This is a genomic window from Corynebacterium diphtheriae (genome assembly GCF_001457455.1).
Taxonomy (GTDB): Bacteria; Actinomycetota; Actinomycetes; order Mycobacteriales; family Mycobacteriaceae; genus Corynebacterium; species Corynebacterium diphtheriae.
Genome location: NZ_LN831026.1, coordinates 367425 through 381564 on the forward strand (window position 1 = coordinate 367425; position 14140 = coordinate 381564).

Below are 14140 nucleotides of genomic sequence, written 5' to 3' on the forward strand. Positions count from 1 at the left end.
CGCGTGTCTATCATGCACGTGCTGGGCGACTTTCGCTTTCAGTGTGATGTCCTCTTTTAGGATGCTGCAAGCTTTTGGGCGCGCTGGTAAGACACTCCGAGGACTGTTCCCATACCTCACACGGTCATTCCAGCGTTTCGCATTGCAACAGCGAGGTCACTTCTTCGCGTTCTTTTTTCGGCGCGAGCTTTCATTTCCGCAAGGCCCGGTGGGAGAACAACATCAACAATAATGTTGAGTTCGTCTGGGGCTAGGTCTGCCTGGTAGGCCAGTGCTTCGCGCATCTCGTCGGCAGCATTAGCCAGCCGCTTAGTTTGGGGCACTGCCCCTAGTTCGGCATATTCGAGCACCCATACTCTGCTGGTTCCGCGTTCTGCGGTTACTGTGTATGTCGTGGTCATTACCTCCACCAGCCTTTCCCTAATTCTTGGGCGTATTGGTCGACAAACTTCTTGACTGTCACATCGTCAATCTCACGGTTCCTACCCGATAAGCGTCATGGCGCGATAGGACGATTTCCTCAAATTCAAGACCGCGCCGCTTGGCTTCCGCTAGCTATTCGTATAGCGTCACGGAGTACTCCTGCTGCTTGCAGCTGCCGCGCATGCTGCGACATATTGGCAAGCTCGTGGGCTTCACGCTCGCGGATGGCGGCAAGCTGGTCGCGGGTAGCTTGAGCTTTCTGTTCCATCTCACCAACAAGGTCAAGATGAACACTAGCTGTTTCCGGTGAATCGGTAAGCTCCGGGAAAAGGGCGAGAGCGTCACGGATTTCTTCTTGAATCTGGTCAAGACGACGCGCCTGAACGATAACGCCAGGGTCTTCGACAAGCTGGGCAACCCACCAGTTCTCGCCGCGCTCAACACAGGCAGTAAACGTATTCATGTCCTACTGTTCCATTCCGATTTGCTTGTAGATTTTACGAGCCATGAGATTGTCAATCTCCTTGTGGCGCCCCACGGTGGTGTACTTAAGTAGACATGGTGACCTACGTTGGCTAGAGCAACGGCGCAGGCATTGAGGGTGAAGGGACTATAAAATATCCTCGCGTGCACGCGGTTATGCAAGCTAAGCGAGTATGGCTTCCTCCAGGAACTCCTCACGGCTCCAATATGCGGGGTCAAACCATCCAATTGTTTCACCCACCTCAATAGCTACAAAAACGTCGGGAAGCAAAACATAGGAGTCCCGTTTTACTACTTCGAGCCCCTTATCTTCCAATGCTCGCGCGACCCGCTCAAGACTAGTCATCCAACCTTCACCGGGCTGGCAGTTAAGGTCTACGCCGTAGAAGGTATCCGTAATCGGTAATTCCATGTACTTCATCTCAACCGTGATACAGATACCATCCTCGACGCAGCATACGATCTTCCGGCCAGGGTCACCGGGCTCTAAAGCCTCGATATCAACCCACCCTTCAAACTCCTCCACATAGGTATCAGCACCCAATTCAGACTGATAACACGCCTCGGTAGCCTGAGCAACCGTCATACCGGGTTTGACTGGCAACGGGCAGGAACTTTCAATCTTCATTTTCTGCGTCTTCCTTTTCGTTGGTTGTTTCATCCATCAGGTTATGGCGATCCTGTCGCGTAGGTTAATACGTGCAGTTACATGCCAGAGGTTTATTCGCTAGCCCAGCAAATAGCGGCAACTTTGCCGAATTGGTACGACAATGCGATCACTCTATTTTCATGGTGAATGTTAATGCCGTCCCTGTCGTGGACGAACTCAATGCTCAAATCCTTCAAAGCTTTCACAAACTTTCGATTTGGTAACGACAACGGGATATCAAGGAAGCTGTCCGCTTCTTTCACATCTAAAATCTCGATGGACGAAATCAATCCGTCACATTCAGAACCCTGAATGGTGTAGTTGTTTTCGCCGATAGTACATTCTCCAAGAATTTTTCCTGTGGTCGACATTTCGAGAAACGAAATGTCGCGATAGCGGTAGTTAGACAGAAGGCTTTCATAGTATGAAATCGGAGCGACCTGCTGCAGCGGTGCTGGAACTTCAAACGTAAATTTCATTCTCCACATCTTCCTTAAGTACATCACCACGCAATGATTGCGGTGGCAGTCATGCTGATCACCCAAAGTATCTGCTCTGCTGGGTGACTAAGTTTTTCTCCCAAGGCCCCATTGGAACGGTTATGGCGTTGGGGTACGAACCTAGGCGAGTCTCGCTGCGACTAGCATGAGCGTGTGGCAACTTTTCGCTTTCTGACCCCAAGTTTTTGGATACAGCTTGTTATCCAGACGATTGTAGCGTTCGTATCGTTGAGATTTATTAGCGCTACTGGGCTCGTAGGTAATTTTAATATCTCACCAACATGGCAGACAGTGTTGTACATCTGCTCATATGTGGGAATCGCGTTGACCTATGTGGGGCTCTTGCTCCAACGCTGGAAGCCGGTCAGTGGCGTGACCACGGTAACCGTCGGATTGGTGTTTATAAGCCTCTCGCTTACGTATAACTTTTTAGCGGGATATGTGGCTGTTTGTTATGAGGCGTGGTTTATTTCTGCACGCATCATGAGGCATCGTTCTCGTTGGCTCACCGCCTTGTTCGTAGGCAGTTTTGGCTCTATTGCTTTTAATCTGCTGTTTCCCATCCTGTTTTTCAACGTATTGGAAACAGGGGGAGCTGTTGGGATCAAAGAGATTATCCAGGAGCCACAAACGTGGTTATTTGTCGCGATAGTGGTCACGCTGGTGGTGGTGTCTATCGCGTTGTTTTGGCAGCTGGGGTTATCCACTAAGCGGAAAGCTGATGAGCTGCGGGATTTGCGTGCGCGCGCGGAGCTGGCAGCGGTATCTGAACGCAACCGCATTGCGCGCGAGATGCATGACATTGTTGCCCATTCGCTCACGGTTGTTATTGCACAGGCAGATGGTGGCCGGTTTGCAGGTAAGGATAATCCGCAACAAGCACTCGCAGCTTTGGAGACGATCTCTTCGGTGGGTAGGGAGGCGCTTTCTCAGATGCGTGGGTTGTTGAGCGTGTTGCGGGAAACAGATGATCGTGACGTGACTGCAGCACCTGGTATTGAAAGTGTGGGCACGCTTATCCACGAGGCACAGCTTGCTGGGTTAGATATTCACTATGAGGTGGTGGGGGAGCCGCAGGCGTTGGATGAATCGCGAAGCCTGAGCGTATTTCGTATTGTGCAGGAGTGCCTGACTAACGTGCTCAAGCACGCGGGTACAACGCGTGCGTGGGTAGTAATGGACTGGAGTGACCCGAGCGTGGTGCGGATCAAAGTAGACAATGAAGCGGGGGAAGCGCTGGTGGATACGCAGTCCACTGGAAAAGGGCTTGTTGGTGTGCGGGAGCGTGCGTTGATTCATGGTGGTCGGGCGCGGTGGGGAGCGTCGATAAGCTACGTTGGGGGATGGTATGTTGAAGCGGAAATTCCGGTGAAAGGCTAAAACGGTGATCACTGTAGGGTTAGTGGATGACCAGCAGCTAGTGCGGGCTGGGTTTCGTATGGTGTTGGATTCGCAAAGCGATATCACCGTGGCGTGGGAAGCCAACGACGGCAAAGAAGCACTAGAAAACGCCGCAAATACGCCGGTAGACGTGATTTTGATGGATGTGCAAATGCCGGTGATGGATGGCCTCGAAGCCACCAAACGGATCGTGGCAACCAACACCGATACCCGCATTATTGTGTTGACCACCTTTGACAGCGAAAACTATGTGGTCGGGGCCGTAGAACACGGTGCCTCAGGATTCCTCCTAAAAGACACCGCCCCCGAAGACCTCATAGCAGCGGTGCGTACTGTGGGAGAGCAAAGCGCTGTGATTAGCCCAGCCGCTACCGCCGTACTGTTTAAGAGCATGCGCGGCCACGCACCGCAAACCGACCTGGTGGCAACCCCAGGCGGCGATATCAACGCAGGGCTGATTGACCCACTTACCCCGCGTGAACAGGAAATTCTGCTGCTTATTGCATTGGGCAAGTCCAATACCGAGATCGCCGAAGAACTGTTCATCTCGTTGCCCACGGTAAAAACCCACGTGAGCAAGGTGCTATCCAAAACTGGTTCCCGAGACCGAGTCCATGCGGTGCTGTTTGCTTTTAGCAGGGGATTGGTAGCGCCCAACCAACTGCTGACTCATACCCAGGGCTGATATTCCGAGGTTCCGACTGTGGTCTGATGTTTTCGCCTCCTGTGGTCGCGATGATAGACATCATGATCACAGTCCAAGACCTCGGAAAAACTTACGGTAAGAAAACCGCCATCGCTGGCCTGAACTTTCATGTGCCAGACGGCCAAGTCACCGGCTTCCTCGGCCCCAACGGCTCCGGAAAATCCACCACCATGCGTTGCATGTTGGGATTGGATACCCCCACAGAAGGCCGCGTGACCTTCAAGTCCAAGTCCTACAACGATGAGTTCGCGCGCTTGAGCAATAAGCCCAGCGTCGCTGGCGCTATTCTCGACGCCGGCTGGTTCACCCCAGCACGGTCCGGCCGCAGCCACTTGCGCGTTATCGCCCGCGGCGCTGGCATTAGCGACGCTCGCGTGGAGGAATGCCTCGACTACGTAGGCATGCGCGAAGCAGCGCACCAAAAAGTAGGCGGCTACTCCCTTGGTATGAAGCAGCGCATTGGTGTTGCAGCAGCACTATTGGGCAACCCGCAGCACCTGATCTTGGACGAGCCGGTCAACGGCCTCGACCCAGAAGGCGTGAGCTGGATGCGTAACACTATCCGCGATTTAGCAAGCCAGGGCCGCAGCGTGCTGGTGTCCTCCCACCTGTTGTCCGAAATGCAGCAGACCGCGGACCGACTCGTGGTGATCGGCAAGGGCAAGATGATCGGCGAGTACACGATGAGCGAGTTCTTGGCTGATGGCACCTCGGTGCTCGTGGAATCTCCACAGGCAGCACAGCTTTGCGACGCCCTGAAAAACCGTGGTCTTGCCGCCGCAGTACAGGACACCCAGGTGGTCATTGCGTTGGAGAATGCTGACGACGACCCCGCGGTGCGCGCCCAAGTGGCAGCGCTTGCTCTCGAATACGGTATCGCGGTAACCCGACTAGAAACCCGCCAAGAAAACCTAGAGCAGCGGTTCCTTGCAGCAACGCAAAGTGTCCAAGAATACCGAACCTCCAACGCCGGCAACTAATTAGGAAAGAACTCATACCCATGTTTTTTAACGCTTTAAAATCCGAGTGGACCAAACTGATGAGCCTGCGCAGTACGGCGGTGTATTTCATCTTGATCACCGGTGCCCTCTATGGGCCCATGGTGCTGCTGGTGGGCCTTGCTGATACATCTTCGGGTGTTGATTGGAGTTCGTTGCTGGTGGGCTGGGGCATCGCAGTAGCAATTTCGACTGCTTTTGCCGGTGCCAGTGTTGCCGGTGAACTAGACGATCACATGCACGCGCATGCTTATCTCACCCAGAATTCCCGAAGCACCTGGGTCGCCGCAAAATCCGTGGTGTACACCGTTTTCTTGGCTATTACTTTTGCCATCGGCATTGGTCTGGCGGTAGCAGTTGCCCAAGTATTCCCCGACAGCAGTTTTAGCGGCGGGGAAACCACGGACCTGTTCATAGCGTTATTCTATGCCATTATTTTTGGTAGCTTTGCTTTCGCTATCGGCATGCTCACACGCAGTAAGGTTGCGGCGGTGGCTCTTCCACTGGCGTGGATGCTGGTGATAGATCAGCTCATTCCCTTGGCAGCATCCAAGATTGAGGCAGCAACATTCTTGTGGCTGCTGAGCCCTCGTCCTCGCAGCGGCCAGTTGGCTGATACGATTGCTGGAACGGTGGAAACCGGAATGGAGCATGGTTTTGAGCTCGGACAGATTCAGCCCGATTGGTTCAACGTTGCTGTGATTGCGGGCTGGGTGGTTGTTGCTACGGTGTCTGTTTTTGCGGTCAACCGTGTTCGCGATGTCCGTTAAGGTACAATCCGCTGGGTGAAGCAGACTGCGCAGACACATGTCTTTATAGTGGGCGCGCTGGGAATCACCATGACGTACCTGGCGCTTACGGGGCGGATCAATAATTATCTTCAACCAGGTTTTCGCCCCGTCAGTTTGGCAACTGGCCTCGTGTTGGTTGCCCTTGCGCTGTGGAGCGCAGTACGCCCGAATAGTTTTTCTTCTCGGCGCACATCGTGGTTCCTTTTGGTTCCGGTGTGCGTCGTTGCTGTGTTTGCGCCAGCGGCTTTGGGGGCGGCAACGCTTAATAGCAGTGGGGTGACCCGTGTGGTGGGAAATAATCTTGACGATCTCGCGTTGCCCAAACTTGCCAAAGATCAACTCAATCCGATGACGATGGAGGAGCTCATCACTAGATTTCTGCGCAGTGACTCCGCCACTTTTGACGGCACAGTGGTTGAGGTGGAAGGGTTTGCCTCGGCTGCTGCGGATGGCACGTGGCGGTTAAGCCGTTACAAGATCTACTGTTGTGCCGCCGATGCGATGGCTTACACCGCAACATTGGAGACGTCGACAAGCATGCGTAGCGACCAGTGGTATCGCGTGCGTGGTGTTGTGCGCGTCTCGTCCGCGCATAACCCGCAATTCCCCGTGATTGAGGTAGACAAGCTAGAGGCGATTGATACCCCCACGGAGCCATACCTATGAAAAAAGTTGTGATCGGGTGGGCCGGAATTATCGCCGCGTTAGTTCTGGGGCCGATTATTCAGCTCAAAGGGCAGGCGGAAGCGTGGTCGCAGATCAGTACCGCCATTGTGTTGCAAGCGGTACCGTTTCTGGTGCTCGGCGTTATCATTTCGGCTGTTATCGAAGTATTTGTACCCCAAACCGCTTTTCGACGCCTCCCACGCAACGAAAAAGCCGCAGTCCCCATCGCCGCTGCCTCCGGCTTCTTACTACCTGCCTGCGAGTGCGCCTCCGTACCCGTCACGCAATCACTCGTCCATAGAGGAGTACCCCCTGCGGCCGCACTAGCATTTTTACTAGCAAGCCCCGCAATCAATCCCGTGGTTCTGGTCTCCACCGCTGTCGCATTCGGCGGCGACCCCCGCATGATGATCGCACGTCTATGCGCCAGCCTGATCGCGGCCATCATCGTCGGCTGGGTATGGATCAGCGCCCGACTCGACATCACCTTAGACTCCGAGCACACCCACTGCCACGGACACGGCAACACTTGGGATCGATTCCGAGAATCCTGCATGCACGATCTGCTCAATGCAGGCGGGTTCCTCGTCATCGGAGCAATGCTAGCGGCAGTCATGAAAGTCCTCATCCCCGTAGAGGTAATCACCGCCGTAGGTGCCCGACCACTCATTGCCTGTCTCATCATGGCAACCTTGGCCATCGTAGTATCCCTGTGCTCAGAAGCAGACGCCTTCGTAGCCGCATCACTGACCATGATGCCCGCCACCGCCCAACTAGTATTTCTGGTGGTAGGCCCCATGGTCGACGTCAAACTCATCGCCATGCAACAAGGCGCATGGGGGCGCGGCTTTGTCGCCCGATTCGTACCGCTGACACTGCTTGTTGCCATCACCGTAGCCATCGGCGTAGGCAGTATCAGCTTCGGCGATATCTAAAAACGGGCCTGCTGCACCACCAACTCATGGCCCTGAGCAGCCACCATGACCTCCAACTCCCGCAGATTCTGCTCGATCACACTACCTGGCCACAACGTGGTCCGAGTCTGAACCTCGATACCCACGGCATCAATGATCGCCAAACTCTCCCAACAAGACTGCGCGACCCGCGGCGAACATCCCGTAATCTCATGCATGTGCCGCGGCAAGGCCTTAATATCTAAGCCAATCCAATCGGGACGCGACTCCGGTTGTGACACCAAAGTAGCCAAGCGCTTCGGCGCATAACCACAGGTATGCAACCCGACAGGCAGGCCCAGCTCGTGGATCCGACAGATAGCCTCGGCAAGACCCGCTACCGCGGTAGGCTCGCCGCCGGAGATCACCACGGCGTCGATAAGCCCTATCCGACGCCGCGCCAAATCCACCAGATCATCCACGCCCACCGCGCCGGGTGCGAACTCCTGTAGCTGGGCATTATGGCAATACACGCAGCGCAACGGGCACCCCTGTGTAAACGCAGTGATCGTTAGCTTGCCAGGCCAATCAGTCGCAGAAAACGGAATAATTCCGGCGATGGGCAGATCAGATAAGTGCTTCGGCAAAGTAGGTGCGCTCATGGAACTCGCCCTTCTTTCCGGTATTAAAACTTTGTACCGGGCGGAAATAACCCATCACGCGCGTCCACATCTCCGTCGTAGCACCACAGTGCAGGCACTCAGGGTGCTCGCCAGAAATATAGCCGTGATCTGGGCAAATAGAAAACGTTGGGGTGATCGTGATGTACGGCAGATGGAAGTTGGTTAACGCGCGACGAACGAGAGCCGCACAAGCCTTACCATCGCTCATCGCAGCGCCCATATAAAGGTGCAACACCGTGCCGCCGGTGTACTTCGACTGCAAATCCTCCTGTAAAGCGAGGGCCTCGAAAGGATCCGGGGTGTGCGAAACTGGTAGTTGCGAAGAGTTGGTGTAGTAGGGCTCCTCCGGCGTGCCGGCGTGCAACATATCGGGGTAACGCTTGAGATCTTCTTTAGCCAATCGGTAGGTCGTGCCTTCGGCTGGGGTTGCCTCAAGGTTAAACAGGTGGCCGGTGCGCTCCTGTGCTTGCACGAGGCGGGCATTGATGTGGTCGAGAAGTCGCGCGACCTGGGCATGGCCTTGCGGATCGGTGAGATTGTAGGCGTCGTGAGTGAAATTTCTGATCATCTCATTGCAGCCGTTAACGCCGATCGTGGAAAAATGGTTGTCCAAGCTAGGTAGCCAGCGAGCGCTATAAGGGTAGAGGCCTTGCTTCATATGCGTTGCGACGAAATCCCGGCGGCGCTCAAGAGTATCGATTCCCAACTCGATGAGCTCATCTACTGCGCCCAGCAGGGCTTGTTCATCACCGGCATAGAGGTAGCCCAAACGTGCGCAGTTGAGTGTGACTACGCCGATGGAACCAGTCAATTCCGCCGAACCGAACAACCCATTGCCGCGTTTGAGCAACTCGCGAAGATCAAGCTGCAAACGGCAACACATGGAACGAATCATTCCGGGGTCCAGATCGGAGTTAATGAAATTCTGGAAGTAGGGCAGACCGTACTTCGCGGTCATGGTGAACAAGGCTTCCGTGTTAGGGGAGTCCCAATCGAAGTCCTTGGTGATGTTGTAGGTCGGGATAGGGAACGTAAACGGCCGGCCATCGGCATCGCCTGCCGACATCACCTGAATGAATGCGCGGTTGATCAGGTCCATTTCTTCTTGGAGCTCGCCGTAGGTGAAGTCCACAGGTTCTTCGCCGATAAACGGCACCGAGTCCTTAAGATCGGCTGGGCAGGTCCAGTCAAAGGTCAGGTTGGTAAAAGGTGTCTGAGTGCCCCAGCGCGATGGAACGTTTAGATTGAAAATGAACTCCTGCATGTCTTGGACGATCTCGTCGTACGTGAGGTTATCCAGTCGTACAAATGGTGCCATGTAGGTGTCAAAGGAGCTGAATGCCTGTGCGCCTGCCCATTCGTTTTGGAGGGTTCCCAAGAAATTAACAATCTGGCCGCATGCAGAGGAGAAGTGCTTGGGCGGCCGAGAGGAGATCGTGCCAGGTACGCCACCGAAGCCTTCTTCAAGGAGTTGGCGTAGGGACCAGCCGGCGCAGTATCCGGAGAGCATATCGAGGTCGTGGATGTGGATAGAGCCTTCACGGTGAGCGGCACTTGCTGCTGAGCTAAATACTTGGTCGAGCCAGTAATTAGCCGTGATTTTTCCAGCGGCGTTGAGGATCATTCCGCCCAAGGAATAGTCCTGGTTGGCGTTGGCATTGACGCGCCAATCGGCGCGAGAAAGGTACTCGTCGATAGTCGTTCGACTATTAATTTGGGAATCACTCATATGGAACAACTTAAGCCTTGAGGTGCCCGAAAAACTACAAGATATAGTTGTGTAACAACTCACTAAATCAATATGTAGTGGTGCTTGTGTGAGAATGTGCTGGCAAAAGTGCCCACATATTGTGGCAGTGACATTGATCGGCGTGTAAAAAAGAACTCATGGCTCATCCACTTTTCATTGCTGTAGATGACAGTATTCTCGACGAACTTCGCATCAAAGACGACGAGCTTTTAGAGCAGCTTTTTAGCGGCGCTCTTGGCGATCCTGTGACTATCGGATCGGCTTGGGTAGACGTGGAGGAGCAACTACGTACAGCCGGATTCCGTGGTTATGCAGTTCGTGGCTGTGAAGTTATCGTGGGCGACCCGATGGCAGGATTAGTACCCTCGGAACGCGTTGAGGAGATGCTGGATTCTCTAGCTAGCCTATCGGGTGAAGCGGTTGAGGTGCTCACTGATCTTTATCGCAGTGCACGAGCTGCTAGTCAAGGCGTTGTGATTATTTCGGAGTAATTTTTAAGTTGACTCAGGCTGCCTTAGTTGGTAGGGTGGCCAACAGTCCCACATGTTTGATGCGTGGGAGCCTTACGTTTTGCCTAGTAGATTCTTGCCGATTGGTGATTATCAAGAAGCGTTAAGGAAATGCACGGAAGAGGCCCCGGAAAGAGCCCCTTTTTTGGTTTGTCCGGACTCTTTTGTGCACTACTAGGCGCGAACAAAAGCGAAAATTTTTTAAAGCACCACCTCGGTGGAGCTTTGGAAAAGTTACCGAAATAGAAAGACGGTTATGCCCACTATTCAGCAGCTGGTCCGCAAGGGCCGCCACGATAAGACTGCCAAGGTTGCAACCGCAGCCCTGAAGGGTTCCCCGCAGCGTCGTGGCGTGTGCACCCGTGTGTACACCACTACCCCTAAGAAGCCTAACTCTGCACTGCGTAAGGTCGCCCGTGTGCGCCTTACCTCCGGCATCGAGGTTTCCGCTTACATCCCAGGTGAGGGCCACAACCTCCAGGAGCACTCCATGGTGCTCGTTCGCGGTGGTCGTGTTAAGGACCTCCCAGGTGTTCGTTACAAGATCATCCGTGGCGCACTGGATACCCAGGGCGTTAAGGATCGTAAGCAGGCACGTTCCCGCTACGGCGCAAAGAAGGAGAAGTAATCAATGCGTAAGAATGCAGCTCCAAAGCGTCCGATCGTTAAAGACCCAGTTTACGGCTCTGAGGTTGTTACCCAGCTGGTAAACAAGGTTCTCTTGGATGGCAAGAAGTCCACCGCTGAGCGTATCGTCTACGGTGCTCTTGACAAGTGCAAGGAAAAGACCGGCACCGATCCAGTCCTGACCTTGGAGAAGGCTCTCGGCAACATCAAGCCAGACCTCGAGGTTCGTTCCCGCCGCGTCGGTGGCGCAACCTACCAGGTTCCAGTTGAGGTTCGTCCAGCACGTGCTAACACCCTCGCTCTTCGTTGGTTGGTTACCTTTACCCGCCAGCGTCGTGAGAACACCATGATCGAGCGCCTCGCTAACGAGATTCTCGATGCAGCTAACGGCCTTGGTGCATCCGTTAAGCGTCGCGAGGATACCCACAAGATGGCTGAAGCAAACCGCGCGTTTGCTCACTACCGCTGGTAATCCACATGCGCATTCCGGCCCAACCTTCCTGGCACGGCTTCGCTGCTTGTGCGCGAAGTTACCATTATTGTTACAGGTAGTTGGGCCTTTGCCATATAGCCCCACGGGGATATATGGCAGAAGCACACCTCGATTTTTGCCAGCAATGCTGAGAAATTTCCTCGGATTTGGCAGAATTGAACAGGAACTATCCATGCAGTGAGTGAGGAAACAAAAGTTTGCTCACTCCGGCTACATAAGTTAGGGACAACTGTGGCACAAGAAGTGCTTAAGGATCTGAACAAGGTCCGCAACATCGGCATCATGGCCCACATTGACGCCGGTAAGACCACCACCACCGAGCGTATCCTCTTCTACACCGGTATTAACCGTAAGGTCGGCGAGACCCACGACGGTGCCTCCACCACCGACTGGATGGAGCAGGAGAAAGAACGCGGTATCACCATTACCTCCGCTGCTGTTACCTGTTTCTGGAACGGCAACCAGGTCAACATCATCGATACCCCAGGCCACGTTGACTTCACCGTTGAGGTTGAGCGCTCCCTTCGCGTTCTCGACGGCGCAGTCGCAGTGTTCGACGGTAAAGAGGGCGTTGAGCCTCAGTCCGAGCAGGTGTGGCGTCAGGCTGCTAAGTACGACGTTCCACGTATCTGCTTCGTGAACAAGATGGACAAGCTCGGTGCAGACTTCTACTTCACCGTTCAGACCATCATCGACCGCCTCGGCGCAAAGCCATTGGTCATGCAGCTGCCAATCGGCGCTGAAGATGACTTCGACGGTGTTGTTGACCTTCTCGAGATGAAGGCCATCACCTGGCGCGGCAAGGTCGAGACCGGTGCAGAGCCAGTTATCGAAGAGATCCCAGCTGACTTGGCTGACAAGGCTGCTGAGTACCGCGAGAAGCTCGTTGAAACCGTTGCTGAGTCCGACGAAGCTCTCATGGAGAAGTACTTCGGTGGCGAAGAGCTCACCATCGAAGAGCTCAAGGCTGGCATCCGTAAGCTGACCGTTAACTCCGAGGTCTACCCAGTTCTCTGTGGTACCGCTTACCGCAACAAGGGCGTTCAGCCACTGCTCGATGCTGTCATCGACTACCTGCCAACCCCACTGGATATCGGAGAGGTCCACGGCCACAAGGTCGGCGACGAGACCGTTGACTTGGTCCGTAAGCCATCCGTTGATGAGCCTTTCTCCGCTCTTGCCTTCAAGATCGCAGCTCACCCATTCTTCGGTAAGCTGACCTTCGTCCGCGTTTACTCCGGCATCGTTGAGCCAGGTGCTCAGGTTGCTAACTCCACCAAGGGTAAGAACGAGCGCATCGGTAAGCTCTTCCAGATGCACGCCAACAAGGAGAACCCTGTTGACGAAGCACGCGCTGGTAACATCTACGCGTTCATCGGCCTGAAGGACACCACCACCGGTGATACCCTCTGCGATAAGAACGACCAGATCATCCTCGAGTCCATGGACTTCCCGGACCCAGTGATCAAGGTTTCCATCGAGCCAAAAACCAAGTCTGACCAGGAGAAGCTCGGCACCGCTATTCAGAAGCTTTCTGAAGAGGACCCAACCTTCACCGTTGAGCTCGACGAAGAGTCCGGCCAGACTGTTATCGGCGGCATGGGCGAGCTCCACCTCGACGTTCTTGTTGACCGCATGAAGCGCGAATTCAAGGTTGAGGCAAACGTTGGTAACCCACAGGTTGCATACCGTGAGACCATCCGTAAGCCTGTCGAGAAGCTCGAATACACCCACAAGAAGCAGACTGGTGGTTCCGGTCAGTTCGCTAAGGTCATCATCGGCATCGAGCCTTACGCTCCAGAAGCTGAGACCTTGGAAGAGGGCGAGTCCGCAACCTACAAGTTCGAGAACGCCGTCACCGGTGGTCGCGTGCCAAAGGAATACATCCCATCCGTCGACGCTGGTATCCAGGATGCTATGCAGTACGGTTACCTCGCAGGCTTCCCATTGGTGAACATCAAGGCAACCCTGATCGATGGCGCCTACCACGAGGTTGACTCCTCTGAAATGGCCTTCAAGCTCGCTGGTTCCCAAGCGCTGAAGGAAGCCGTCGCAAAGGCAAAGCCAGTTCTTCTCGAGCCACTGATGGCCGTTGAGGTTATCACCCCTGAGGAGTACATGGGCGACGTTATCGGCGACATCAACTCCCGCCGTGGCCAGGTCTCCGCAATGGATGACCGCGCTGGCGCAAAGGTTGTTAAGGCTAAGGTTCCACTGTCCGAGATGTTCGGCTACGTGGGCGACCTGCGTTCCCGTACCCAGGGCCGTGCAAACTACACCATGATCTTCGACTCCTACGCTGAGGTTCCTACCAACGTGGCAGCTGAGATCGTGGCAGAGCGCAACGGCACTGCCTAACAACTAGCCTCTCGCTTATCTCCCTATGCAAAATTTCTAGTCAGTTACAGGGCATAGGGGGAGCGTAGGCGGGGGTAGCGGCTTGCTGAGCACTTCCTCTACATCAAAGGGAATGTTGAGCCGGCCGTTACCCTGTACGATCCCATCTGGTTTCTTCGGTGGTTTGATAAATACCCCGTTGTGACCCTAGGATCATGTAACTGGCACAAT

Annotated in this window: 16 protein-coding genes; 10 read left to right on the top strand and 6 right to left on the bottom strand. The window is 54.5% G+C overall.

All coding sequences use genetic code 11. From position 1 onward, the window contains the following. Positions 1-116: 116 nt before the first annotated feature. From AT687_RS01830 to AT687_RS01845, 4 genes are all read right to left on the bottom strand, one after another. Positions 117-401, bottom strand: a complete 285-nt coding sequence (locus AT687_RS01830) for a hypothetical protein (protein WP_004566686.1) — start codon at positions 399-401, stop codon at positions 117-119. 125 nt (positions 402-526) lie between these two features. Next, positions 527-886 (bottom strand): hypothetical protein, encoded by a 360-nt coding sequence (locus AT687_RS12560; protein ID WP_004566687.1) that lies wholly within the window; start codon positions 884-886, stop codon positions 527-529. A gap of 183 nt (positions 887-1069) precedes the next feature. Further along, positions 1070-1534 carry a hypothetical protein gene (locus AT687_RS01840; protein WP_014318641.1) on the bottom strand — a complete coding sequence of 155 codons (465 nt, stop codon included), beginning with the start codon at positions 1532-1534 and terminating at the stop codon, positions 1070-1072. 92 nt (positions 1535-1626) lie between these two features. Beyond that, positions 1627-2034, bottom strand: coding sequence for a hypothetical protein (locus AT687_RS01845; protein ID WP_014318642.1), 408 nt, complete (start codon positions 2032-2034; stop codon positions 1627-1629). Between the two features lie 174 nt (positions 2035-2208). Here AT687_RS01845 and AT687_RS01850 point away from each other — a divergent pair, with 174 nt between their 5' ends. From AT687_RS01850 to AT687_RS01875, 6 genes are read left to right on the top strand one after another with little or no spacing between them, the layout of a single operon-like run. After that, a complete protein-coding gene (locus tag AT687_RS01850) occupies positions 2209-3435 on the top strand; it encodes a sensor histidine kinase (RefSeq protein ID WP_014318643.1) in 1227 nt (408 codons plus the stop codon). A 4-nt stretch (positions 3436-3439) separates the two neighbouring features. Next, entirely contained in the window at positions 3440-4141 is a 702-nt protein-coding gene (locus AT687_RS01855) for a response regulator (protein WP_010934320.1), read from the top strand. 26 nt (positions 4142-4167) lie between these two features. Next, complete coding sequence (locus AT687_RS01860) at positions 4168-5142, top strand: ABC transporter ATP-binding protein (RefSeq protein WP_014318644.1); 975 nt, start codon at positions 4168-4170, stop codon at positions 5140-5142. A gap of 20 nt (positions 5143-5162) precedes the next feature. Continuing rightward, positions 5163-5930, top strand: a complete 768-nt coding sequence (locus AT687_RS01865; protein WP_014318645.1) for an ABC transporter permease — start codon at positions 5163-5165, stop codon at positions 5928-5930. A 15-nt stretch (positions 5931-5945) separates the two neighbouring features. Further along, positions 5946-6617 carry a TIGR03943 family putative permease subunit gene (locus AT687_RS01870; protein ID WP_021334856.1) on the top strand — a complete coding sequence of 224 codons (672 nt, stop codon included), beginning with the start codon at positions 5946-5948 and terminating at the stop codon, positions 6615-6617. After that, positions 6614-7552: a permease gene (locus AT687_RS01875; protein WP_014318647.1), complete on the top strand. Its 939-nt coding sequence runs from the start codon at positions 6614-6616 to the stop codon at positions 7550-7552. Before AT687_RS01870 ends, AT687_RS01875 begins: the two co-directional genes overlap by 4 nt. On the opposite strand, the gene AT687_RS01880 is transcribed toward AT687_RS01875, so the two are convergent. After that, positions 7549-8172, bottom strand: a complete 624-nt coding sequence (locus AT687_RS01880) for an anaerobic ribonucleoside-triphosphate reductase activating protein (protein WP_021334857.1) — start codon at positions 8170-8172, stop codon at positions 7549-7551. The two genes, AT687_RS01875 and AT687_RS01880, sit on opposite strands and share 4 nt — an antisense overlap. Further along, the gene (locus tag AT687_RS01885; RefSeq protein ID WP_014318648.1) at positions 8138-9922 is read right to left on the bottom strand and encodes a ribonucleoside triphosphate reductase; all 1785 of its coding nucleotides are present in this window, start codon (positions 9920-9922) and stop codon (positions 8138-8140) included. The genes AT687_RS01880 and AT687_RS01885 overlap by 35 nt, the downstream gene beginning before the upstream one ends. Before the next feature lie 158 nt (positions 9923-10080). On the opposite strand from AT687_RS01885, the gene AT687_RS01890 reads away from it, so the two are divergent. The 4 genes from AT687_RS01890 (at position 10081) to fusA (ending at position 13930) form a co-directional block, all read left to right on the top strand. Then, positions 10081-10434 carry a hypothetical protein gene (locus tag AT687_RS01890; RefSeq protein ID WP_014318649.1) on the top strand — a complete coding sequence of 118 codons (354 nt, stop codon included), beginning with the start codon at positions 10081-10083 and terminating at the stop codon, positions 10432-10434. Positions 10435-10708: 274 nt separating this feature from the next. Beyond that, positions 10709-11080: a 30S ribosomal protein S12 gene (rpsL, locus tag AT687_RS01895; RefSeq protein WP_004566706.1), complete on the top strand. Its 372-nt coding sequence runs from the start codon at positions 10709-10711 to the stop codon at positions 11078-11080. Positions 11081-11083: 3 nt separating this feature from the next. Further along, positions 11084-11551 (top strand): 30S ribosomal protein S7, encoded by a 468-nt coding sequence (gene rpsG / locus AT687_RS01900; RefSeq protein ID WP_004566708.1) that lies wholly within the window; start codon positions 11084-11086, stop codon positions 11549-11551. Between the two features lie 252 nt (positions 11552-11803). Beyond that, a complete protein-coding gene (fusA, locus tag AT687_RS01905) occupies positions 11804-13930 on the top strand; it encodes an elongation factor G (protein WP_004566710.1) in 2127 nt (708 codons plus the stop codon). Positions 13931-14140 lie beyond the last annotated feature (210 nt).

Bases quoted from the DNA above. Each gene is read 5' to 3' on its own strand.
- AT687_RS01830 (WP_004566686.1), bottom strand. From the start codon at position 401: ATGACCACGACATACACAGTAACCGCAGAACGCGGAACCAGCAGAGTA.
- AT687_RS12560 (WP_004566687.1), bottom strand. From the start codon at position 886: ATGAATACGTTTACTGCCTGTGTTGAGCGCGGCGAGAACTGGTGGGTT.
- AT687_RS01840 (WP_014318641.1), bottom strand. From the start codon at position 1,534: ATGAAGATTGAAAGTTCCTGCCCGTTGCCAGTCAAACCCGGTATGACG.
- AT687_RS01845 (WP_014318642.1), bottom strand. From the start codon at position 2,034: ATGAAATTTACGTTTGAAGTTCCAGCACCGCTGCAGCAGGTCGCTCCG.
- AT687_RS01860 (WP_014318644.1), top strand. From the start codon at position 4,168: ATGTTTTCGCCTCCTGTGGTCGCGATGATAGACATCATGATCACAGTC.
- AT687_RS01865 (WP_014318645.1), top strand. From the start codon at position 5,163: ATGTTTTTTAACGCTTTAAAATCCGAGTGGACCAAACTGATGAGCCTG.
- AT687_RS01875 (WP_014318647.1), top strand. From the start codon at position 6,614: ATGAAAAAAGTTGTGATCGGGTGGGCCGGAATTATCGCCGCGTTAGTT.
- AT687_RS01880 (WP_021334857.1), bottom strand. From the start codon at position 8,172: ATGAGCGCACCTACTTTGCCGAAGCACTTATCTGATCTGCCCATCGCC.
- AT687_RS01885 (WP_014318648.1), bottom strand. From the start codon at position 9,922: ATGAGTGATTCCCAAATTAATAGTCGAACGACTATCGACGAGTACCTT.
- AT687_RS01890 (WP_014318649.1), top strand. From the start codon at position 10,081: ATGGCTCATCCACTTTTCATTGCTGTAGATGACAGTATTCTCGACGAA.
- rpsL (WP_004566706.1), top strand. From the start codon at position 10,709: ATGCCCACTATTCAGCAGCTGGTCCGCAAGGGCCGCCACGATAAGACT.
- rpsG (WP_004566708.1), top strand. From the start codon at position 11,084: ATGCGTAAGAATGCAGCTCCAAAGCGTCCGATCGTTAAAGACCCAGTT.